This is a genomic window from Methylobacterium sp. WL120, assembly GCF_008039465.1.
GTDB classification, from domain to species: domain Bacteria; phylum Pseudomonadota; class Alphaproteobacteria; order Rhizobiales; family Beijerinckiaceae; genus Methylobacterium; species Methylobacterium cerastii.
Genome location: NZ_VRUT01000079.1, coordinates 1 through 22,920, shown reverse-complemented (window position 1 = coordinate 22,920; position 22,920 = coordinate 1). Strand labels below are relative to the sequence as shown.

Sequence of the window (22,920 nt, the reverse complement as noted above, 5' to 3'; positions counted from 1 at the left end):
CCACAGGGCGGCGCCGGCCGCCAACGCCGGCAGGATGATGGCCAGGGCGAGCGAAGGCGCGCGGGCGTAGGCGAGCTTCGCCTCGGCCCGGGCCAGGGCCGCGCGGGCCGCCGCCGCCTTCTCGGCGATGCGGGCGCGCTCGAGGGTCGCGGAGCCGTGAATCCGCACCGCCGGCATCCGCCGTACGAGGTCCCCGAGCGTCCGCTCGGCGAGCGCGCTCGACCGCAGGCGGAGCGCGCCGCGCGCGGCCGAGCGGCGGAGGATCAGCTCGCGCGCCAGCGCCGCCGCGAACAATCCCACCGCCGTGGCGGGGACGAGGCGCGGCGCGGCGAGCGCCGCGAAGCCGAGGGCGACGAGGATCGCGCCCAGCGCCATCGCCGGGACGAGGATGCCGATGGCGAGCAGGCCGTCGATCCGGCCGAGCGTCTGCCCCAGGAGGCCGGCGAGGCCGCGCGCCTCCTCGCGGGCGCCCGGGGGCGCCTCGAGGATCGCCGCGGTCGCGGCCTCCCGCAGGCGGAAGACGGCGCGTCCCTGCGCCGAGAAGGACAGGATGGCGACGAACCAGCCGAGGCCTGCGAGCGCGATCGCGCAAGCCGAAAGGCCGAGGAAGGCGGCGCGCTCGAGGTCGAGCGGTGCCAGGCTCCAACCCGGGAACAGGACGAGGTCGTCCGCGACGCGGGGGATCGCGACGCGCAGGAACACCAAAGCCGTGGCCTCGTCGTGGCCGAGGGTGTGGACGAGGTCGCGCAGGCAGAGCAGCGCGAGGATGCAGAGCGGGCCGCCGAGGCCGAGCGCCAGCGCGACCGCGGCGACATGGCGCCCGCGCGCCGCACGCCAGGCGAGGACGATCGGATCAGGCTCCATGGCCGCTCACGTGGTCGAAAGGGTCCGCATCGGCTGTCCCGAGCGACCGCCTGATCGCAGGCCGCATCGGAGCGCATAGGCGCTCTTCGGGCCGGCGCAAAGCGCGCCACCGCACGCGACCCGCTCAGCCGGTGAACGCGGCCAATCGCCCCCTGTCGTTCAGCTTGGAATTCTTCCATAGAGCCGACCGTCGATCGGGCAAGAGCGAACCTGCGTCGCATTGCATCGACACCGCGGAACGGGTCATGCTTCGTCGGCGGTTCGGGGGCATCGAAACGCAGAGTTCTGACATCTTGGCGACGCGACCCACCGAAGACATCCACCGGTTCCGGTCCGAGCGGGCCGTGGGCTGATGGCGCAGCTGTTCTCACCCGGCGCCGACGCGATCTATCGGCTCGCCCTGCTCACCGGCGTCGCGTGCCTCGCCGGAATCCCGATCGTCGCCGCGGGCATCGTCCGATCGGACTACGTCACCGGCGTCGGCATCGCGCCGGCCCAGCCGGTGCCGTTCAGCCACAAGCACCATTCAGGCGAGCTCGGGGTCGACTGCCGCTACTGTCACACCACGGTGGAGACGCAGGCCACCGCCGGCATCCCGCCGACCCATACCTGCATGACCTGCCATTCGCAGATCTGGACCGGGTCGGACATGCTCAAGCCGGTGCGCGACAGCTTCGCCCGCGACGAGCCGCTGCAATGGGTGCGCCTCAACAAGCTGCCGAGCTACGTCTACTACAACCACTCCGTGCACGTGACGAAGGGGATCGGCTGCTCGACCTGCCACGGCGACGTCACCAGCATGCAGATGACCTACCGCGCCAACGCCTTCGAGATGCAGTTCTGCCTCGATTGCCACCGCGACCCGGCGAAGTACGTGCGCCCGCAGGACCAGGTCTGGAACATGACGTGGAAGCCGCCCGCGAACCAGGCGACGCTCGGGCCGGAACTCGTCGCCAAGAACCACATTCAGGGAGGTGAGCGCCTCACCGAATGCGCGATCTGTCATCGCTGATGGAGACGGACCGCACATGACCGGGCACCACGACATCGGCGCGATCCGCGCCCGCCTCGCGTCCGGCGACGGGCCGGCCTTCTGGCGCAGCCTCGACGCCGTCGGCGACACCGCCGAGTTCCGCAGCTACCTCGAAGCCGAGTTCCCGGCCGCCGCGCGGCTCGCAGCGGCGCCGGAGCGGCGCGGGTTCCTGAAGCTGATGGCGGCCTCTTTCGCGCTCGCCGGCCTGTCGGCCTGCGATTCCGGAGACGGGCGCCACAACGAGCTGCCCTACGTCAACGCGCCGGAGCGGATCGTTCCCGGCGCCCCCTTGAGCTACGCCTCGTCGGCGCTGTTCGACGGGTTCGCCAACGGCATCCTCGTCACCACCCGCAACGGCCGGCCGCTGAAGATCGAGGGCAACCCCGACCATCCCTGGAGTCGGGGCGGCACCGACATTCTGGCGCAGGCCTCGGTGCTGGGCCTCTACGACCCGTTCCGCTCGCAGGCCGTCCAGCATATCGGGCGGCCGAGTTCCTGGGCGGCGTTCCAGGGCGCGATGCTCGCGCAGATGCCGGTCTGGCAGGCCAAGGGCGGCGAAGGCCTCGCCCTCCTCACCGGTCCCGTGACCTCGCCGTCGCTCCAGGCCGAGATCGCACGGATGCGGGAGACCTATCCGGCGATGCGCTGGTACGTCAGCGCAGGCGTCGCGCGCGACAGCCTGTACGACGGGGCCAAGCGCGCCTTCGGCCGTCCGGTCGAGACGCTCCTCGACTTTACAAGCGCACGGACCATCGTCGCGCTAGACGGCGACATCCTCGATCTCGGCCCCGGCCAGGTCGGGCTGTCGCGGCGCTGGAGCGAGGCGCGCAAGGCGTCTTATGCGGCCGGACACCTCCTCACCCTGCATGCCGCGGCGGCGACGCCGACCCTGACGAGCGCCAAGGCCGACTACGCGGTGGCGGTCCCGGGAGCCCGCATGGAAGCGCTCGCGCGGGACCTGCTGAGCCTCATTGAGGGCGGTTCGGCGTCGTCCGCCGACGGCGCCTCCGAAGCCTGGCTGAAGCGTGCCTCCGCGGCGCTGAACGAAGCCCGCGGCGCCGGCATCGTCACTGCGGGCCTGTGCGGGTCGCCGGAGCTGCACGCGCTCGTCCACCGGCTGAACGGCGCGCTGGGCAATGCCGGCACGACGGTCCGCCATACCGCGCCGGCCCAGGCGATCGGCGCCGGAGCGCTCCGCGACCTCAGCACGGCCATGGCGGAGGGTTCGGTCGAGACCCTGATCGTGCTCGGCGTGAACCCGGTCTACGAGGCGCCGGGCGCCCTGGGGTTCGCGCAGGCGATGGAGCGCGTGCCGCTCAAAATCCACACCGGGCTCTACTACGACGAGACCGCGGCCCATTCGGACTGGCACCTGCCGCTGGCGCATCCGCTCGAATCCTGGGGCGACGCCCGCTCGCTCGACGGCACCGTCAGCCTGGTGCAGCCGACGGTCGCGCCGCTCTACAACGGTCGCTCCGCGAACGAGATGCTGGCCTTCCTCGATCGTGGAACGATCGCGAACGGCCTCGACCTGCTGAAGCGGCAGATGCGCGGCGAGTCGGAGGACGACACCGCGTTCCAGGCACGCTTCGAGGACGCCCTGCGCAGCGGCTTCCTGCCCGACAGCGCCGCGAAGCCGGAAACGATGGCGTTGACCGCCTCGGGGCCGGCGCCAACCGTGGCGCCGTCAAGCGACGATGCCATCGAGGTGGTGTTCCGCCCGGACCCGACGGTCTGGGACGGGACGCTAGCCGACCTCGGCTGGCTGCAGGAGTTGCCGAAGCCGCTCACCAAGATCGTCTGGGAGAACGTCGTCGGCATCAGCCCGAAGCTCGCCGAGCGGCGCGGCCTCGCCAACGGCGACATCGTGCGGATCGCGGCGGACGGACGCGCGATCGAGGGGCCGGCCTGGATCACGCCGGGCCAAGCCGAGAACACGGTCAGCCTCTCGCTCGGCTACGGCCGCGACGTGCCCGACCACCTCTCGCGGGGCCTCGGCTACGACGCCAACGCTCTGCGACCGGCGGTGGACCCGTGGCTGCTGGCGGGCGCGACGCTGGAGAAGACCGGCCGCCGCCGGCTGCCCGCGACGACGCAGGATCTCGGCACGATGGAGGGCATGGACCTCGTCCGCGTCCAGCGTCAGGGCGCGGAGCCGGTCGGCGACACCAAGGCCTACGAACTGGCCTCGTTCTATCCCAAGCCCGCCGCTGCGGGGCGCGGCGCCACCGCAGCCTGGGCGATGGCGATCGACCTCGACGCCTGCATCGGCTGCAACGCCTGCATCACAGCCTGCCAATCCGAGAACAACATCCCGGTCGTCGGGCGCGAGGAGGTCGAGCGCGGCCGCTGGATGGGCTGGCTGCGGGTCGACCGCTACTACGCGGGCGATCTCGATGCGCCGGACACGCATTTCCAGCCGGTGCCCTGCATGCATTGCGAGAACGCGCCGTGCGAGGTCGGCTGCCCGGTCGAGGCGACGCTGCACGACAGCGAGGGCCTCAACCTGCAGGTCTACAACCGCTGCGTCGGCACCCGGACGTGCCAGAGCTACTGCCCGTACAAGGTCCGCCGCTTCAACTACCTCGACTACACCGGCGACATGCCCGCGGTGGCCCAGCAGCAGCGCAACCCGGACGTGACGGTTCGCGCCCGCGGCGTGATGGAGAAGTGCACCTACTGCGTCCAGCGCATCGCCGCCGCCCGCATCGACTCGGCCAAGGACGCGCACGCGCCGATCCCCGACGGAACCGTCGAGACCGCCTGCCAGGGCGCCTGTCCGACCCGCGCCATCACCTTCGGGAACCTGTCCGATCCGGAAAGCCAAGTTAACAAGGCGCGGGGCGACGGACGCAATTACGCCCTGCTCGGCGACCTGAACACGCGCCCGCGGACGACCTACCTCGCGAGCCTCGCGCCCGCGGCCAGGGAGGGCTGACGGCATGTCCGGCGCCATCCTCCAGCCACCCTCCGGTGCCGGCCTGATCGCGCAGGACGCGACGCTGCACGGCATCGGCCGTGCGGTGGCGGAAGTGCCGCTGACGCATCCGTCGAACCGGCGCTGGTGGATCGCCTTCGCCGGCGCGCTCGCCCTGCTCGGGCTGTTCGGCGGCGTGCTCGCCTACCTGCTCTTCACCGGCGTCGGCATCTGGGGCAACAACAACGCCGTCGTCTGGGCGCTGGACATCGCGAGCTACGATTGGTGGATCGGTGTCGCCAGCGGAAGCCTGCTCGTCTCGGCGGTGCTTCTGCTGCTCGGCGCGGAGTGGCGCGGCGCCGTCAACCGGATCGCCGAGACGGTCGCCCTGCTCTGCACCTGCGCCGCCGGGCTCTACCCGATCATCCATCTCGGGCGGCCGTGGTTCTTCTTCTGGAACCTGCCCTACCCGAACACCTACGACCTCTGGCCGCAGTTCCGCTCGCCGCTCCTTTGGGACGCGATCGACATCGTCTCCTACCTCGTCGTCTGCGTGAGCCTCTGGTACATCGGGCTGCTGCCCGATCTCGCATCGCTGCGCGACCGCGCCGTCGAGGATGCGCTGGCTCAGGAGAAGGCGCACGGCCGTTCCCGGAAGCGTGCTTTGCTGAAGGCGCGGGCCTACGGGATCGTCGCATCCGGATGGCGCGGGTCGGCGGCGCATTGGCAGCTCTGGGTCCAGGCCTACCGTACGATCGCGCTGCTCGGCGTCCTGTTGGTTGTCTCGTTGCAGACCGGTGCTTCGGTGATGCTCGCGGGCTCTGTGATGCCCGGCTGGCACGACACGATCCTGCCGGTGACCTTCCTGGTCAACGCGGTGTTCTCGGGCGTCGGCGTCACCGCCGCGGTGGTGGTGCTCGTACGCTCGGTCTACCGCCTCGACGGGTTGATCTCGGACCGCCACCTCGAAATCCTCGCCCGGCTGATGCTGTGCCTCGGATGCGCCAGCCTCTACTGCTACGCGACCGAGTTCTTCTCGACGTTCCTACATGGCGACGCGCGTGAACGTGGCGTGCTGGTCCGGCGGATGACGGGGGAGCACGCCTGGGCGTTCTGGACCGTCGTGGCCTGCCTGCTGATCCCGGCCCAGGCCTTCTGGTCGGCCCGCATGCGCCGGTCGACGCTCGCCGTCGCCGCGATCGGCCTCCTCGTCGCGGTCGGCGCCTACGCCGACCACGTGATGGTGCTCGTGGTGACCCTGGCCCAGGATTTCCTCCCCTCGTCGCGCCTCGCCTACAGCGAGACGATCTGGGGCGTTGCCACCTTCGCGGGGTCCGTCGGGCTGTTCCTCACCCTCCTGCTGCTGTTCCTGCGCTACCTGCCGGCGGTCTCGATCACCGAAAGCCGGCGCCTGGCGCTCGCCGTGACGCCGGCTGCGGCTGCGGCTGCGGCTGCGGCCGAGCGAAAGGCCGTGCGAGAGTCCGAGATGCGACCGCTCGCCGAAGAGCGCGACGAAGCGCAGGACGCGCCGCTTTGGGGCGTCAGCGCCGCCTTCGCCTCGGAAGCCGACCTCGCGGCGGCGGTAAGCGCGTTGTCCGGACTCGACACGTCGCACGTCCACCTCAGCGCCCACGGCCCGGTGCCGATGCCGCGCGTGGTCCGGACGCTCGGCATCGCCGGCCGCTCGATCCGGGCCTACGCGATCTTGGGCGCGCTCGCCGGCGGCGCCGCCTTCTACGGCATGTGCGTCTACGCGACCGCCTACGACTACGTGTTCCTGATCGGCGGGCGCCCGCGCTTCTCGTGGCCGTCCTTCGTCGTGCCGAGCCTGTCCTTCGCGATGATGAGCGGGACGATCGCCGTCCACCTCGCCTTGCTGATCCTGAACCGCCTGCCGCGGCTCAACCATCCGGCGTTCAACATTCCCGGCTTTCTGCGCGCGACAGACGACCGCTACTTCCTCTCCGCGGAAGCCCGGGGCGAACGCTTCGATGCCGACCGCATCGTGCGCAAGCTCGCGGCGCTGCCCGCGGAGGCCGGACGGCCCCTCGACATCCGGCGGGTGCCGCGATGAGACGGCTCCTCGCCCTGCTCGCCCTCGCACCGCTCGCGGCTTGCGGCGAAGCCAACATGGCCGAGCAGCCCAGCGCCAGGACCTGGGACAAGAACAACTTCTTCCCGCAAGGGATGACGATGCGGCAACCGGTGGCGGGCACCGTGCCGCGAAACGATCCGGCCAAGGCGGCGCCCCAGCCGGCGACCATCACGGAGAGCCTGTTGACGCGCGGTCGGGAGCGCTACGGCATCTTCTGCACGCCCTGCCACGGCGCCTCCGGCGACGGCCGCGGGATGATCGTCGCGCGCGGTTTCCCCTCGGCCGGTCAGCTCACCACGGAACGCCTGCGCCAGGCGTCGGCGGACGACCTCTACCGGGCGATCTCGCAGGGGCACCGGGCGATGTACGGGATGGGCCAGATGATCCCCTCCGCGGATCGCTGGGCGATCGTCGCCTACGTCCGCGCCCTGCAGCGCAGCCAGGATGCCGACGTGGCGGCCCTGCCGCCCGAGGACCGGGCGAAGCTGGAGGCGTCGCGATGAACGCCCGGAACGCCGCGGCCGCGGGCCGCAACCCCGTCGGCGCGCTGCTCCTCGGCCTCGGGGCGTTGGTCCTCACCGTGCTGACCGCCGGGTGGCGCGGGGCGGCGGCGTCCTACCTCGCGGCCTGGCTGGCGCTGCTCGCCCTGCCGGTGGGCGCGCTTCCGATCGCCATCGTGCTGGAGCGCTTCGGCTTGCGCCGGCACGACCACGGCGAGGGCGAGTTGTCGAAGGCCCTGCGCCAGCTCGTCGCGCTGATGCCGGTCGCCGCCATCCTGGGCATTCCCATTCTGGTCGGCGTTGGACGAATCTATCCCTGGACCGACGCCGCCCCGGAAACGCCATTGGCGGCGGTCTGGTTCACGGTTCCGCTCTTCGCCCTGCGCGTGGTCGCGTACCTCGCAGCATGGGTCTGGCTCGCCGCCCGCTTCGTGGTGCCGGCGGAGGATCGCGCCGACGGACGCACGGTTTCTAGCGTCGCCCTGCACGCGGTCGTCGGCACCCTCGCCGTCACCGATCTGGTCGGATCGCTCGATCATCGACTCGGCTCCAGCCTCGAAGGCCTCCTCGTGCTGACGGCCTGGAGCGGGCTCGCGCTGGCGGCGGCGATCCTGCTGGCACCCGAGGAGCCCGCTCCGATCGGACGCGGACGCGCGGTCCCGGGGCAGGACCGGCTGGTGCCGCTCGTCGTCCTGCTGAGCCTGTGGGCCTTCCTGCACTTCGTGCAGTTCTTGATCGTGTGGTCTGCGAACCTGCCGCAGGAGGTGATGTGGTACTTCGCTCGCGGCGGCTGGCTCGGACGCGCCTTCGCCGGCTTCGGCGGCGCCGTGGTGCTGCTCGGCGCGTTGGCGACGCTCCGCCCGGGACGCCCGACGACGCGGGTTCTCGCAGCCCTGACGGTCGTGCTCCACGCCGTCGAGATGTTCTGGTTCGTGACGCCCGCCCTGCGCGACCGCTTCGTGATCCGCATGAGCGATGTCTTCGCCGCGGTGGCCGTCGGGTGCCTCGCCCTCGCGCTGCGTCCGCTCGTCCGACGCTTGGTGCCGCTCGCTTCGCCCCGACGCCGCCGGAGCGCCGCCGCATGAGCACCGACCGGACGCAACGACGCTACGGCTTCGTCTCGACGATCATCGCCGGCCTGTCGGGTCTGCGCGGGCCAGCCGCCGCGTCCAGGCCGCGGCAGTCATCCGAGAAGGACGAGTCCTCCGGCGGGCCGGGCTACGAGGTTTCCGACGTCAACGTCGGCAACACCGCTCGGGTGATGGCTGGGCTCATGGTCACCGCGTTGGTCGTGATCGGTGGGATGGTGTGGCTGAGGACCTTCGTGGCCGCGGACCAGCGCCAAGCCCTGCCGAAGCTGACGGCGCAGCAGACCTCGCGGCTCGTGCCGCCACCGCCGAACCTGCAGGCCGACCCCTATGCCGACCTCGACGCCGAGCGTGCGGCGGAGAACCGGCGGCTCGACGGCTACGCCTTCCTCGACGCCTCGCGCCAGCGTGCGCGCATCCCGATCGACCGGGCCATGGCCCTGACGGTCGGCCGAACGCTGGACCCTTGAACCGATGACGCCGACGCACGCAGCCCTCGAGCTTTGGCCGGCCGCGGCCTCCGCCGTCGCGGTCGAGACCGACTACCTGATCCTCGCCTTCACGGTACTCACCCTGGTGCTGACCGTGCCGGTGTTCCTGGCGATCACGTGGTTCGCCATCCGCTACCGCGACGGGCAGGAGGCGAACCGCGACACCAGCGGCATCCGCTCGAATCTGATCGAGATCAGCTGGATGCTGATCCCGTTCCTGCTGACGCTGATCTTCTTCGTCTGGGGCGCGCGACTCTTCGTCATGTCGAAGAACCCACCGCCGGACGCGATGGTGATCGAGGCGATCGGCCGGCAATGGATGTGGAAGTTCCAGCATCCCACCGGACAATCCGAGATCAACGACCTGCACGTGCCGATGGGTCAGCCGGTCAAGCTGCGGATCATCAGCCAGGACGTGATCCACGCCCTCTACCTGCCGGCGCTGCGGATGCAGATGGCGGCTTTGCCCGACCGGTACACCGAGCTCTGGTTCAAGGCCGACAAGCCCGGCACCTTCCACCTCTACTGCTCGGAATATTGCGGCACCGACCACTCGGCGATGGACGGCAACCTGACGATCCTGAGCCAGGGCGACTACCAGGAATGGCTGACGCATTCCGGCGCCCAGCAATCCAAGGTCGCCGCCGGCAAGGCGATCTACGACGCCTACGGCTGCGGCACCTGCCACAACGAAGGCTCGACCGTGAAGGCGCCAAAGCTCGCCGGCCTCTACGGACGCGACGTGCGGCTCGCCGACGGGCGCACGGTCACGGCCGACGAGGACTACCTTCGCGAGAAGATCCGCAACCCCAACGGCAACCGGCTCGCCGAAGGCTACAAGCAGATCATGCCGAGCTTCGCCGGCGTGATCCCCGAAGACGACCTCGGCCGCCTGATCGACTTCCTGAAATCGAACACCCGCACCGTGGGCGACGAAGCGTCCGGAGAGGCCACGCGATGAGCGCATCGGGCACCGTCGACAGCGGGCTCGCCAACCGCGAGCCGCACGCACCGGAGGCGACGCTCGATCGCCCCGCCGACTACCTGCACGCGGAATCGACCCTGCGCTCGTGGTTCCTCACCACCGACCACAAGCGCATCGCGATCCTCTATCTCGCCTCGATCACCGCCTTCTTCATCGTCGGCGCCGTCGCCGCCGGCGTGGTGCGCCTGGCGCTGGTCGTGCCGAACGGCGCGGTGATGACCAACGACACCTACAACAAGGCCTTCACCATCCACGGCGTGGTGATGGTGTGGTTCTTCCTGATCCCGTCGATCCCGGCGACCTTCGGCAACTTCCTAATCCCGTTGATGATCGGTGCCAAGGACCTCGCCTTCCCCAAGCTGAACCTGACCAGCTGGTACGTCTTCATGACGGGGGCGCTGTTCACCATGGTCTCGGTGGTGCTCGGCGGCATCGACACCGGCTGGACCTTCTACGCGCCGCTCTCCACCGCCTTCTCGAACGGCTGGGTCCTGCCCGCGCTGATCGGCGTGACGATCGTCGGGTTCTCGTCGATCCTGACGGGACTGAACTTCGTCGTCACGATCCACACCATGCGGGCGCCCGGCATGACGTGGTTCAAGCTGCCGATCTTCGTCTGGACCCACTACGCCACCAGCCTGATCTTCCTGCTGGCGACGCCGGTCATCACCACGGCGCTGATCCTGCTGATCATGGAGCGCGCCTTCCACATCGGGGTGTTCGATCCGGCCTTCGGCGGCGACCCGGTGCTGTTCCAGCACCTGTTCTGGTTCTACTCGCACCCGGCCGTGTACATCATGGTCCTGCCGGGCATGGGGGTGATCTCGGAGATCGTCCCGGCCTTCGCCCAGAAGAAGCTCTTCGGCTACCGCTTCGTCGCCTACGCCGCGATCGGGCTCGCCTCGGTGACGTTCTTCGTCTGGGGCCACCACATGTTCATCAACGGGCAGAGCGACCTGGCCTCGCTCGCGTTCTCGGCGCTCTCCTTCGCGGTCGCCGTTCCCTCGGCGGTGAAGGTCTACAACTGGACCGCGACGATCCATAAAGGCAAGCTCCGCCTCGACACGCCGATGCTCTACGCGATGGGTTATATCGGCCTTTTCGTGCTCGGCGGCCTTACGGGCCTGTACCTGGCGACGCTGGCGATCAACCAGCACATCCACGCGACCTACTTCGTGGTCGCCCACTTCCACTACATCATGGTCGGCGGCACGGTGTTGGCGTTCCTCGGCGGGCTGCACTTCTGGTGGCCGAAGTTCACCGGCCGGATGTACAACGAGGCCTGGGGGCGGATCTCGGCGCTGCTGATCTTCCTCGGCTTCAACGTCACGTTCTTCCCGCAATTCATCCTCGGCTACCTCGGCATGCCGCGGCGCTACGCGACCTACCCGCCGGAATTCCAGTTGCTCAACGTCTTGTCCTCGGCGGGGGCGACGATCCTGGCTGCGGGCTACATCTTCCCGATGCTCTACCTCGTCTATTCCTTGTGGTTCGGCAAAAAGGCGGCGGCGAACCCCTGGGACGCCAAGGGGCTCGAATGGGAGACCGCCTCGCCGCCGCCCACCCTGAATTTCACGTCGCCGCCCGTGGTGCCGCGGGTGCCTTACGACTATCCGATCCAGGAGCAGGAAACGAAGGCGCAGCACCGATGAGCGCGCGGCTCGCCGACGGCGTCGGCACCGAACGCGCCCACCACTTCGAGACCGTGGCCCAGCAGCGCTACGCCGCCACGCTCGGGATCTGGGCTTGGCTGATCACCGAGTTGCTGTTGTTCGCGGCTCTGTTCCTAGTGGCGCTGATCGTGCGGATCCAGCATCCGGAGGCGACGCAAGAGGCGGCGCGCCACCTCAAGTTCTGGATCGGTGCGGTCAACACGGTGGTGCTGATCGTCTCCAGCCTCACCATGTCGATGGCGATCGAGTTCTCGCGGCTCGGCTGGCAGCGGGCGATGGTGCGGGCGATGCTGGCGACCGCGGCTTTGGGCAGCCTGTTCCTCGTGCTGAAGGGCTACGAGTACTACGCCGACTATACGGAGCACATGATGCCGTTCCTCGGCTCGCGCCCCTACGAGTTGGCCGCCTCGCCCGCGTCACGCCTGTTCGTGAACCTGTATTACGTCGCCACGCTGCTGCACGGGCTCCACCTGCTCACCGGCATCACTTTGCTGCTCGGCATGACCTGGATGGCGTCCAAAGCCGGGTTCCTGTCGCGGCATCAGAACTGGATCGAGATCTACGGCCTATACTGGCACTTCATCGACCTGATCTGGATCATGGCCTTCCCGATCCTATACGTCGTCAACCGGTAGCCCGATGCGCAATCCGCTCGCGACCATTTCGGACGACGACCGCGCTCTGCTGAAGGCGCGACTGCGCAAGCCCATCCTCAGCTTCCTGGCGCTGATGGGCCTGCTGGCAGTCAACGTCACGCTCGGCGCGACCCTGCCGTTCGAGCAGGTCTGGGCGCTCGAGCTCGTCGTCGTCGCCGCGATGGCGCTCGTCGTCCTCCTCGTCTCGATGGAGGTGCTCCACGAGCCGCCGCTGGTGAAGCTGTTCTCGGGCCTCGGCTTCTTCTGGGTCGCGATCATGGTCGGCATGACGTTGACGGATTACCTCGGCCGCTGACGCAAGCGCGGTTCGCGGTTGTTCGCTGCGGCAAACGCACCTAAACCGGAGCGGACCTCCGGGCGGCGGACGATCCGCGCCGAGGCCCCGCCCGACCAGGTAAGTTTCCGAGACGATGTGCGAATTGCTCGGCATGAGCGCGAACGTGCCTACCGACATCCGCTTCTCGTTCGCGGCTCTGGCGCGGCGCGGCGGCGAGACCGGTCCGCATGCGGACGGTTGGGGCATCAGCTTCTACGAGGGGCGCGGCTGCCGCAGCTTCCACGAGCCGGAGCCGAGCGCGAAATCCGAGTTGGCGCGGCTGCTGCGCGACTACAAGATCAAGAGCCGCATCGTCATCGGGCACGTGCGCAAGGCCAACCGCGGCCGCGTCAGCCTGGAGAACACCCATCCGTTCTCGCGCGAGCTTTGGGGCCGGCGCTGGACCTTCGCGCATAACGGCCAGCTCAAGGGCGTGAAGAAGCTGCCACTCGGCGGGTTCATGCCGATCGGCTCGACCGACAGCGAGTACGCCTTCTGCTGGATGCTGGGCCGCCTGCAGGCGCGCTTCTCCGCCCTGCCCAAGCCCGCCCTGCTCGACCGCGCTGTGGCCGACCTCAGTGCGGAGCTTCACGTGCTCGGCGTCTTCAACATGCTGCTGTCCGACAGCCGGACCCTCTACGCCCATTGCGGCAAGCGGCTCTGCTACCTCACCCGACGGGCGCCGTTCGGCACCGCGACGCTGATCGACGAGGACTGGCGCGTGGACTTCGCGCAGGAGACCACCGAGCGCGACGTGGTCTCCGTCGTGGCGACGCAGGCGTTGACCCGCGACGAGTGCTGGACGGACCTCGCGCGCGGCGACGTCATCACCCTGCGCGACGGCGCGATCCGGCTGCTGAAACCCGGCGCGCCGGCCGCAGCCACCGTGGTGGTCGCCCCGAAGCCCTGTTGAGGCAAGGTCCGATGCACTCGGATGTGACGGTCCGCGAAGGTGCAAGCGGGGCTGCGATAGGTTAAACACACCATGACCGGAGCGGCGCTGGCGCGAGCCGCGAACGTCCCGCCTCGCGGGTCCGGACCGCCCGCGAGCCCGCTTTAAGACCGTAGATTGCGACTCATCATGACCCGCGACGAGACCGACACTCTTCCGAGCCAGTCTGAAGACGGCGGCAAGGATGCGCGGCCCAACCTGTCGCACACCATCCGCTCGCATCTCGGCGACCACCTGCGCAGCGCCTACGACACGCTGGGCCAAACCGAGCTGCCGAGCCGCTTCGCCGAGCTTATCGCGAAGCTCGAGGCGGCGCTCAAGGCCCGCGGCGAAGCGATCGAGCCGGAATTCCGCAACGGCCTGCTCGCCGCCGTCCCGTCGCTGCGTGCCTTCGCGCTGTCGCTGACCTCGAACCCGGCGCGCTCGGACGACCTCGTGCAGGATACGCTGATGAAGGGCTGGCAGCACCGCGCCCGCTTCCAGCCCGGCACCAACCTGAACGCTTGGCTGTTCACGATCCTGCGCAACATCTTCTACTCGGATCACCGCAAGCGCGTCCGCGAGGTCGAGGATCAGGATGGCTCCTACGCCGCGCGGCTGGCCACGGCCCCGCACCAGGGCGACCGCCTCGACGTCGAGGATCTGCAGACGGCGCTCGCCAAGCTCCCGCCCGACCAGCGCGAGGCGCTGGTTCTGGTGGGCGCCGAGGGCGTCTCCTACGAGGAGGCGGCGACGATCATGGGTTGCAAGGTCGGCACCGTGAAGAGCCGCGTCAGCCGGGCCCGCGGGCGGCTCGCCGAACTGTTGGGCTACGACGAGGAAGACCTCGGCTCCGACCGGTTCATCCAGTCGGCGATGCCCAAGGACGCTTAAAAAGGCGCGTGAGAACCGGTCCTTTTTGACGCATCCGTTTCCGGGGGTCGTGCGTTACCGGCCCGAGACTCGCCCAGCGTCGAACGGCGCGGCGGGCATCGGAACACGGAGTTTTACCATGCAGTTCAAGACCATCCTGGCCGCCTCGGCCCTCGTCCTCGCCCTGCCGCTCGCCGCGCAGGCCCAGGGCACCATTCGCGGGGCCGAGCGCGGCGCCGAGACCGGCTCCGACATCGGCGGCCCGATCGGCGGGATCGTCGGCGGCGCGGTGGGCGCGGCGACCGGCACGGTCGGCGGCATCCTCGGCGTCGACATGCAGCCGCGCTTCCGCAGCTACGTCCGCGAGCGCAACGTGCGCTCCTACGATTACGACGGCCGCGTCGCGGTCGGCACCACCCTGCCGGGCGACGGCGTGACCTATTACGACGTGCCCGACGAGTACCGCGTCCAGGCCGGCACCCGCTACACCGTGATCAACAACCGCCCGGTTCTGGTCGATCGCGGCCACCGCATCGTCGAAGTGATCGACTAACTTTTTCAGCCTCCACGAAACCGAGAGGGCTCCGGGGCGATACGCCTCGGGGGCCTTTTCGTTGGTACGCGGCCGTGCAACGCTTTGCCGCATCGCCCGTTAGGGTTCTGACGGCGAACGGGAATTCTGAAACCATGGACGACGACGCCATCGACGCGAAGGCCGGCCTGCCGGAACCGGTCCGCGACCACCTCGGCCAGCAGCTCCGCTCGATGCTGACGGTGGGCCAGGAGAAGCCGCGCTTCCTCGGTGACGACCCTGCCCCCGATGAGACCTTCGCGCCGCAGCTGCAGCGCCTCGAGACCCGGCTGAAGACCCACGAGGAAGGCACCGGCGCCGTCGAGCACGCCCTCGACCGCATCCTCGACGCGTTCGGCGTCACCCCCGAGGACGACAAGCCGGCGGCCTGAACACCGCCTCCGCGCTCAAACCTTGGGGCGCGTCGCCAGCAGGTCGCGGATCTCGCCCAGGATCTTCACGTCCGCCGGCACTTCGGCGATCGCCTCGGGCTTGGCCTCTTCCTTGGTCTGGAGCTTGTTCATCGCGCGGATGACCAGGAACAGCACGAAGGCGACGATCATGAAGTTGATCGCCACGGTGATGAACTGGCCGTAGCCGATCACCGCGCCCTGCTTCTTCGCCTCGGCATAGGCCGCGCCGGCCTGCACCTTCGCGGAAAGCGGCAGGTAGTAGTTCGAGAAGTCGAGGCCGCCGGTGATCGCGCCGATCATCGGCATGAACACGTCCTGCACCGCCGAGGTCACGATCGCCCCGAAGGCGGCGCCGATGATCACGCCGACGGCGAGGTCGACCACGTTGCCGCGCAGCGCGAACTTCTTGAACTCTTCGAGCACGGCGGCCCCCCTCACGTTTCAGCGGGCGAAACCTATCGCAAGTTGCGCGCCGGCTTCAAGGCGAAAGGAATATTGTCCACCGCTCAGATCGCGGAAGCGGGGTCTTCGCTCGTCTCGGGGCGCGTCTGCGGCTCGAGGCGTGACCGGCGGCGGTACTGCGCCGCGCCCACCGGCAGGCCGACGATGTAGGCGGCGCTGATCGCCACCAGCGATTCGAACGGGAACGAGATCAGCAGTCCGAAGGCGGCGACGCCCGCCAGGAAGATCGGGAGCACCAGCCCGCGGGGCACGCGCTTGCCCATGGTCTTGCCGGAGAAGGTCGGCACGGTGGAAACCACCAGCAGCGCGATGCCGAGCACGTAGACCAGGATCGCGGGCGCCGCCCAGGCCTCGAAGCCGAAGCCGAGGAAGTGCAGGTAGAGCGGCAGCATCGCCGTCATCGCGCCGGCCGGGGCCGGCATGCCGACGAAGTAGTCCTTCTTCCATTCCGGGCGGTTCGGGTCGTCGAGCATCGCGTTGAAGCGGGCGAGCCGGAGCGCCATGGCGATGGCGAAGATCAGGGCCACGATCCAGCCGAGCGATTTCAGGTTGTGGAGCGCGAAGCCGTAGAGGATCAGCGCCGGGGCGCAGCCGAAGTTGACGAAGTCGGCCAGCGAATCGAGTTCCGCCCCGAAGCGCGAGGTGCCCTTCAGCAGCCGCGCCACGCGCCCGTCGATGCCGTCGAGCACGGCGGCCGCGATGATCGCGATCACCGCCGGCTCGAACTTGCCCTCGAAGGCCAGCCGGATCGCCGTCAGCCCGAGGCAGAGCGCCATCAGGGTGATCATGTTGGGCGCGATCATCCGGAACGGCACCGGCTTGAACCGGCGCGGCCGCGGCTCGTTCGCGTCCGGCTCGAAGGGCGGGAAGAGATCGTCCATCGCCCCTCCTGAGAGCATTTTCGAGCGAAGTGGAAGCCGGTTCGCGTGAAGAAAATGCGACGGCACGAGTAAGTCAGATGCGCCGGAAGCTGCGCTCGGGGCCGCCGCCGAGGTCGGCGAGCACGGTCTCGCCGGCCACCGCCTTCTGGCCGAGGCCCACCAGCACGCGGGTGCCGACGGGGAGGTACACGTCCACCCGCGACCCGAACCGGATCAGCCCGAAGCGCTCGCCCACCGAGAGCTGGTCGCCGGCCGAGACGAAGCCGACGATGCGCCGCGCCACCAGGCCCGCGATCTGCACCACGCCGACCCGCACCGGCTCGCCGCCGTGCAGGGTCTCCATCACCATCCCGTTGCGCTCGTTGTCCTCGCTCGCCTTGTCGAGCTCGGCGTTGAGGAACAGCCCCGGCGTGTAGTGGATCTGGCCGATCCTGCCCGTCACCGGCACGCGGTTCACGTGGCAGTCGAACACGTTCATGAACACCGAGACGCGGGTCATCGGCACCGGCGGCAGGTCGAGCTCGGGCGGCGGCAGCACGGTGGAGATCAGGTTCACGCGCCCGTCGGCCGGCGACACCACGAGGCCGTCGGCCACCGGCGTCACCCGCTCGGGGTCGCGGAAGAAGTAGCACACCCACAGGGTGAGGATCAGGAACACCCAGCCGAAGAACTGCGAGAAAGTGCCGGCCAGCACCGTGAGCACGATCCCGATCACGATGAAGGGGTAGCCCTCCTTGTGGATCGGGACGAGCGTCCGGCGGATCGTCAGGAGAAGGTCGTTCATGCGGTCTTTCGACGGGCGGGGCCAAACGGGATTTTGACCCGCGCGATGGCAGCCCGGGGCGCGAAGGTCAACCTCGCGCGCCGTCGCGCGGTGCAACGGATCGGACGCCCCCCCTCTCCCCGCGTGCGGGGAGAGGCCCGGCTGCACCCCGTCGTGCGGCCGGGAAGCGAAGGCGAAGCCGAAGCGACGGTGAGGGGGCGCGACCGGAGGAGGCTCGTCCGTTCGCGCCCCCTCACCCGCGGCTGCCGCCTCGCTTTGCCGACGACGCGGTCGTCAAGGCCCTCTCCCCGCAGGCGGGGCGAGGGGATGCGCGCCCCCCCGGACACGCCAAAACCACCCCACGCGAACAAAAGTCCGCCGGCGGCATGACCCGAACATCACGAAACAGGAGACGCGGGACGCCACGGAACCCTGTGATGATGCGCGATTAGCCGGTTCCCCGGCGTCCCGCGGTGCCGGGCCCGGAACGCGGGCGTCGGCGCCGATTTGGCGTCGCGGCTGGTTCGATCGTAGCCACACAACGCGGGGCAGGAGGCCAAAACCTCGAACGCCTGTCACGCTTCCGCGTCCGCGTGAGCGGTCGGTCGCGCCTAAGCCTTCCCGCGCGAGCACGAGCCCAGCCCCGCGATGCGGGTCCGGTCACTCCGGGCCACGGCACGCGGGTGAACCCGCCGCTCTGTGTCCCTGCCCCACGATGCCCGCGCCGCCGGCTGACCGACCGACGACCCGGGAGCCGCCACGCTGCCGACCGCCCCGTCGATCACCGGGCCGGCTCCTGACGGCGGCACCGGGACGAAACGCAGCCCCGGCGCCGTGCAGCGCGTGATGGGGTTATAGGCAGGTTGTAGGAATTTTGTCAATAAGATAGAATTTTACCCTGCCACAGCTCCCGCGGCGAGATTACGGGTAATCAATCTATCATTACATTCAAAGCTTCAAATTATTACGAATTTGTCCCGCTAAAAGCAAGACATCTTTTTGTCTTGTTTTATCAATTTGAACGGAAATAGCGTATGAAATCGATTCATTATTTGCAAATACTTTAGACAATGAAGCTAGTACTTTTCCTCGCTGATGAGGAAATGCAGATCTAAAAATCTTTGGCATCATTTTAGCAATATATTTTGAAGAAATTCTAGAATCCATGTCCTTAAATACTCCAAAAATTTGAACCATCTTCAATATTTCATTTACATAAGATCCTCGATCTCGATAGACCTGGAAAAATTTTCCGGATATCTGCGGGCGCTCTACCAACGCGTACAGAATTGCCGCCAGTCTATCTTCTTGAGTTCTTAAATTTTTTATTTTCCCTGCTAATTCTGAGGCGGCACTTGCCAAAATAGCGTCTTGAGCACCGCCACGATTGAAATCTAATTTCCTAGCTTTCAGTAGAATTGGTCTTTCAACTATTCTTCGACATAAAAGCTCTGCCCTTCGAATTTCGGCCGTGGATGATTTTGATAAGTTTTTATAAACATTATCAAAAAAAGCCGGCAGCGTAACAATGATTGATTCAGCGTTTATCTCGACACTGACCATGTTTAACTTTTCATAAATCTCGTCGGCCGTGAGAAGCGTTTGAAATTCCGCGGCTCCGACGATAGCTTGTGAGAGTCTTGGAATAAGAAATATCCATACAAACCAAACTAGAGCCTTTTCGAATCCAACATTTCGGGCCCTACTATCGACGCACTCTTTACCTGCCGCCAATAGCTCAACACTGTTATTGCAAAAATCAGCAAAAATCATCTTAGTCAGGGGTTCGCTTATATTATCTAAGAATCCTTTGATATCTTTCTTCAATTCCTTCTGAGTTCCAACAAACGGTCTGCCGATGTGATCTATGACACCGAATATTTCTTCAGATCCAATTTCAAAAATATATTTGTGTTCAAGCTCAACAGTTTTTATATCATCTTCATAAGGTAAAAAGTCGTAAATCCTCCGCTCTTCGTTTATTAGCGGAGTATACAATGTGTTACTAGATCGGCTAAGCCGAACTAGTGGTATGGCAAAGCCAGGATACATCCTATGCGGCAAGCCAATAAAGGCTACAGCAATCGAATGCGATTCAAAGCTTCCATTTGATTGCCTAAGATTCAATTTTATAGCCACCCAAGATCCTTGTAGAGATTTTTCACAAGGGCTCTAACAAGAAAATGATTTTCCGCAGGCCTACTACAGCTCACCCACGGCTAATCAACCACGGTAATGCCATAAGATCTAAGAACTCCACCGATCGTCGGCTCCGCAGCTATGCTGTCAGGTAGAACAGCGGCGCGCACAGAACGCCTTAGATCAATAGGATCAGAGAAAATTATTTCAGGAGTTGAAATTCGATCATCAAGTCGGACGTTTCCTTGTCCCCCACTCGAGATGATAGATTTATACGACTCTGCCTCGAAATTTGCGGCTGGCACGGTGAAGCTTGGCGATGGAATATTGTTGAAAAAATCTTCGTTATTTAAAAACACTGCCTTAATCAATTTAGCAACAGATATTAAATCTGGAGCAAGCAAAAAATCGAATAATGGCATGTATGGATGCAAATATTGGTCAAGCGCTCCATTCATAAAAGCGCCACTATCGAATCCAAATACGTATTTAGGAGGAGGTATCGAGGCTGGATCAAGTATCAATACAGATGGGAAAAGACTTGATAGTGCCGTTGGTATAATATCGTGTGAAGATCGGAATGCGGCTCGCCCGTAGAATGCATATATGACATCCTCGCCTAACACTTTGCAGGGCTCTAGGGCTTGAATTTTACCGCTATTTACAACATCTCTCAGGGCATAACTACTGGTTATATGCGTCAATCCCAATATCTTATCGGCTCTCGGTAGTGAAGATACGAATTTAGCAAATTGGTCGTTCGGTCCTCTGCCGCTTTTCGCATTCAGACTACGTGGCATAATTCCTCGCTAGGACAAAGTTATTATTATAGATATTATTTTATAAATTTTGATCACATCAAAGACTTATGCACACAACGAGTAAGGGCACGTTGCCGAGGCTTTTAGATTTATAAAGCCGCCGGGAAAAGATAGTAAGTAACCTACTCCGCCGCTACCACCTCCCCCCGAACCCCTCGCTCCTCAGTCCGCTCCCGCTCGGCCTCCTCCTCAGCCCGGCGCAACGCCGCCCGCGCGGCATCCGCCTCGCGCTGGCGGTTCCAGAGCGCGGCGTAGACCCCATCCTGGTCGAGCAGCGCGGCATGGGTGCCGCGCTCAACGATGACGCCCTTGTCGAGCACCAGGATCTGGTCGGCGTCGACCACCGTCGAGAGGCGGTGGGCGATGACGAGGGTGGTGCGGCCGCGGGCGATGCGGTCCAGCGCGTCCTGGATCTGCGATTCGGTGAAGCTGTCGAGGGCCGAGGTCGCCTCGTCGAGGACGAGGATCGGCGGCCCCTTCAGGATGGTGCGGGCGATCGCGACGCGCTGCTTCTCGCCGCCCGACAGTTTTAGGCCGCGCTCGCCGACGGGGGTGTCGTAGCCCTCCGGCAGGGATTCGATGAAGCGGTCGATCTGGGCGAGCCGCGCCGCCTCGCGCACCTCGGCCTCGGTGGCCTCCCAGCGGCCGTAGCGGATGTTGTAGCCGATCGTGTCGTTGAACAGCACCGTGTCCTGCGGCACCATCCCGATCGCCGCGCGCAAGCTGTCCTGGCGGATGGCAGCGATGTCCTGCCCGTCGATGACGATGCGGCCGGCTTGCGGCTCGTAGAACCGGAACAGCAGGCGCGAGAGCGTCGACTTGCCGGCGCCCGAGGGGCCGACGATCGCCACCGTCTTGCCCGACGGCACCGCGAAGGAGACGCCGCGCAGGATCGGCCGGTCCGGGTTGTAGGCGAAGTGCACGTCCTCGAAGCGGAGTTCGGCCGGGCCGGGGACGAGGGCCGGCGCGTTCGGACGGTCCGCGATCTCCGGGTTGCGGTGGAGGATGCGGAACATCTCGTCGATGTCGATGAGCGCCTGTTTGATCTCGCGGTAGATCATGCCCATGAAGTTCAGCGGCATCGAAAGCTGGACCAGCATGGTGTTGGCCAGCACGAACCCGCCGATGGTGGTGCGCCCGGCCAGGATGTCGCGGGCGGCGAGCCACATCACCGCGGTCATGCCGAGGGTGAAGATCAGCGCCTGGCCGGCGTTGAGCACGGCCAGCGACACGTAGGTCTGCGTCGAGGCCTTTTCGTACTTCGCCATCGCGCCGTCGAAGCGCTGGGTCTCGCGGGTCTCCGCGCCGAAATACTTCACGGTCTCGTAGTTCAGGAGCGAGTCGACCGACTTGCTGTTGGCGTCGGTGTCGGACTCGTTCATGCGGCGGCGGATCGCGATCCGCCACTCGGTCGCCTTGTAGGTGAAGCCGAGATAGGCCCCGACCATCACGAACACGACGGCCGAGTAGGTCCAGTCGAACTCGTAGGCCAGCACGCCGAGCACCAGCGCGAACTCGACGATGGTCGGCACCAGCGTCAGAACCATCAGGCGCGACAGCTCCTCGATGCCCGAGCGCCCGCGCTCCAGCACCCGCGTCAGCCCGCCGGTCTTGCGCTCGAGGTGGAAGCGCAAGGAGAGCTGGTGCATGTGCTGGAAGGTCTTCAGCGCCAGGCGCCGCACCGCGTGCATCGCCACCTTGGCGAACAGCCCGTCGCGCGCCTGCGTCAGTCCCGCCATCAGGATGCGCGAGGCGCCGTAGATCGCGATCAACGCCATCGGCGCCGCGAAGATACCGGTGGGGAGCGTGCCCTCCTTGCCGCCGACCGCGGCCACCAGCGCGTCGGTGATCCACTTGAAGGTGAAGGGCGTGACCATCGTCACGAGCTTGGCCACCAGCAGCAGCCCGAACGCCAGGAAGACCCGCCGCTGCAGGTCCGGCCGGCCGTAGGGCCACAGGTAGGGCCACAGCCGGCGATAGGTGGCGACGAGGCCCGGGCGCGCTTCGGGCGCCGGCTCGGGGGTGGGTTTCATACGAAAGGGTCCGGGAGGTGCGTCGCCCGCCATATAGCCCCGCGACCCGTCCGGCACACCCGCCGCGACCGCGGGGCGGGGCGGCGTGGATGGATCGCGCCCTTCCCTCCCCCTCTCTGGGGGAAGGGGAAGCGCGGCGGACCCTCAGCCGTTCTTGCCGGCCTTGTCCTTGCCCTCGCCCGGCAGCACGAAGATCTGGCCGGGGTAGATCAGGTCCGGGTTGCGGATCTGCTGCTGGTTGGCGTCGTAGATCACCGTGTAGCGGTCGCCGGCGCCGTAGGTGCGGCGGCTGATCTGCCACAGGCTGTCGCCGCGGATGATCTTGGCCGTGTTCACTTCGGCGACGAACACGCCCGCCGCGGCGTCGGGCCGTGGCGGGCGTGTTCGTCGCCGAAGTGAACACGGCCAAGATCAT

The 22,920-nt window shown here is 66.7% G+C and carries 20 protein-coding genes and 2 pseudogenes; 14 read left to right on the top strand and 8 right to left on the bottom strand.

All coding sequences use genetic code 11. The features are described 5' to 3' along the window. Window positions 1-864 (bottom strand): annotated as a pseudogene (locus FV229_RS15595) (ABC transporter ATP-binding protein); the annotation flags it as partial. A 352-nt stretch (window positions 865-1,216) separates the two neighbouring features. On the opposite strand from FV229_RS15595, the gene FV229_RS15590 reads away from it, so the two are divergent. The 14 genes from FV229_RS15590 (at window position 1,217) to FV229_RS15525 (ending at window position 15,385) form a co-directional block, all read left to right on the top strand. Continuing rightward, window positions 1,217-1,876, top strand: coding sequence for a cytochrome c3 family protein (locus FV229_RS15590; protein WP_147752854.1), 660 nt, complete (start codon window positions 1,217-1,219; stop codon window positions 1,874-1,876). Between the two features lie 16 nt (window positions 1,877-1,892). Then, the gene (locus tag FV229_RS15585; protein WP_147752853.1) at window positions 1,893-4,835 is read left to right on the top strand and encodes a TAT-variant-translocated molybdopterin oxidoreductase; all 2,943 of its coding nucleotides are present in this window, start codon (window positions 1,893-1,895) and stop codon (window positions 4,833-4,835) included. Window positions 4,836-4,839: 4 nt separating this feature from the next. Continuing rightward, complete coding sequence (locus FV229_RS15580) at window positions 4,840-6,888, top strand: quinol:electron acceptor oxidoreductase subunit ActD (protein WP_147752852.1); 2,049 nt, start codon at window positions 4,840-4,842, stop codon at window positions 6,886-6,888. Then, window positions 6,885-7,412: a cytochrome c gene (locus FV229_RS15575; RefSeq protein ID WP_147752851.1), complete on the top strand. Its 528-nt coding sequence runs from the start codon at window positions 6,885-6,887 to the stop codon at window positions 7,410-7,412. Before FV229_RS15580 ends, FV229_RS15575 begins: the two co-directional genes overlap by 4 nt. Further along, complete coding sequence (locus FV229_RS15570; RefSeq protein ID WP_147752850.1) at window positions 7,409-8,494, top strand: hypothetical protein; 1,086 nt, start codon at window positions 7,409-7,411, stop codon at window positions 8,492-8,494. The genes FV229_RS15575 and FV229_RS15570 overlap by 4 nt, the downstream gene beginning before the upstream one ends. Next, window positions 8,491-8,967 (top strand): hypothetical protein, encoded by a 477-nt coding sequence (locus tag FV229_RS15565; RefSeq protein ID WP_147752849.1) that lies wholly within the window; start codon window positions 8,491-8,493, stop codon window positions 8,965-8,967. The genes FV229_RS15570 and FV229_RS15565 overlap by 4 nt, the downstream gene beginning before the upstream one ends. Window positions 8,968-8,971: 4 nt before the next feature. Continuing rightward, window positions 8,972-9,949: a cytochrome c oxidase subunit II gene (gene coxB, locus FV229_RS15560; protein WP_147752848.1), complete on the top strand. Its 978-nt coding sequence runs from the start codon at window positions 8,972-8,974 to the stop codon at window positions 9,947-9,949. Further along, entirely contained in the window at window positions 9,946-11,625 is a 1,680-nt protein-coding gene (locus tag FV229_RS15555; RefSeq protein ID WP_147752847.1) for a cbb3-type cytochrome c oxidase subunit I, read from the top strand. Before coxB ends, FV229_RS15555 begins: the two co-directional genes overlap by 4 nt. After that, window positions 11,622-12,281: a cytochrome c oxidase subunit 3 gene (locus tag FV229_RS15550; protein ID WP_147752846.1), complete on the top strand. Its 660-nt coding sequence runs from the start codon at window positions 11,622-11,624 to the stop codon at window positions 12,279-12,281. Before FV229_RS15555 ends, FV229_RS15550 begins: the two co-directional genes overlap by 4 nt. A gap of 4 nt (window positions 12,282-12,285) precedes the next feature. Further along, complete coding sequence (locus FV229_RS15545) at window positions 12,286-12,597, top strand: oxidase (protein ID WP_147752845.1); 312 nt, start codon at window positions 12,286-12,288, stop codon at window positions 12,595-12,597. A gap of 115 nt (window positions 12,598-12,712) precedes the next feature. Continuing rightward, on the top strand, window positions 12,713-13,531 hold the full coding sequence (locus tag FV229_RS15540) for a class II glutamine amidotransferase (RefSeq protein WP_147752844.1): 819 nt from the start codon (window positions 12,713-12,715) through the stop codon (window positions 13,529-13,531). Between the two features lie 168 nt (window positions 13,532-13,699). Next, the gene (locus FV229_RS15535) at window positions 13,700-14,443 is read left to right on the top strand and encodes a NepR family anti-sigma factor (RefSeq protein WP_147752843.1); all 744 of its coding nucleotides are present in this window, start codon (window positions 13,700-13,702) and stop codon (window positions 14,441-14,443) included. A gap of 118 nt (window positions 14,444-14,561) precedes the next feature. Then, complete coding sequence (locus FV229_RS15530; protein ID WP_147752842.1) at window positions 14,562-14,975, top strand: DUF1236 domain-containing protein; 414 nt, start codon at window positions 14,562-14,564, stop codon at window positions 14,973-14,975. Between the two features lie 134 nt (window positions 14,976-15,109). Beyond that, window positions 15,110-15,385, top strand: a complete 276-nt coding sequence (locus FV229_RS15525; RefSeq protein WP_147752841.1) for a hypothetical protein — start codon at window positions 15,110-15,112, stop codon at window positions 15,383-15,385. 15 nt (window positions 15,386-15,400) lie between these two features. Here FV229_RS15525 and mscL read toward each other — a convergent pair whose 3' ends face one another. From mscL to FV229_RS15485, 7 genes and pseudogenes are all read right to left on the bottom strand, one after another. Next, complete coding sequence (gene mscL / locus FV229_RS15520; protein WP_147752840.1) at window positions 15,401-15,829, bottom strand: large conductance mechanosensitive channel protein MscL; 429 nt, start codon at window positions 15,827-15,829, stop codon at window positions 15,401-15,403. 83 nt (window positions 15,830-15,912) lie between these two features. Further along, window positions 15,913-16,749, bottom strand: a complete 837-nt coding sequence (pssA, locus tag FV229_RS15515) for a CDP-diacylglycerol--serine O-phosphatidyltransferase (RefSeq protein ID WP_147752839.1) — start codon at window positions 16,747-16,749, stop codon at window positions 15,913-15,915. A 73-nt stretch (window positions 16,750-16,822) separates the two neighbouring features. Then, the gene (locus FV229_RS15510) at window positions 16,823-17,533 is read right to left on the bottom strand and encodes a phosphatidylserine decarboxylase (protein WP_147752838.1); all 711 of its coding nucleotides are present in this window, start codon (window positions 17,531-17,533) and stop codon (window positions 16,823-16,825) included. A gap of 927 nt (window positions 17,534-18,460) precedes the next feature. After that, complete coding sequence (locus tag FV229_RS15500) at window positions 18,461-19,651, bottom strand: hypothetical protein (RefSeq protein ID WP_147752836.1); 1,191 nt, start codon at window positions 19,649-19,651, stop codon at window positions 18,461-18,463. 80 nt (window positions 19,652-19,731) lie between these two features. Beyond that, complete coding sequence (locus FV229_RS15495) at window positions 19,732-20,451, bottom strand: hypothetical protein (RefSeq protein WP_187275166.1); 720 nt, start codon at window positions 20,449-20,451, stop codon at window positions 19,732-19,734. A gap of 143 nt (window positions 20,452-20,594) precedes the next feature. After that, window positions 20,595-22,505, bottom strand: a complete 1,911-nt coding sequence (locus FV229_RS15490) for an ABC transporter ATP-binding protein/permease (protein ID WP_147752834.1) — start codon at window positions 22,503-22,505, stop codon at window positions 20,595-20,597. Window positions 22,506-22,649: 144 nt separating this feature from the next. Next, a pseudogene (locus FV229_RS15485) lies at window positions 22,650-22,856 on the bottom strand (LysM peptidoglycan-binding domain-containing protein); the annotation flags it as partial. Window positions 22,857-22,920 lie beyond the last annotated feature (64 nt).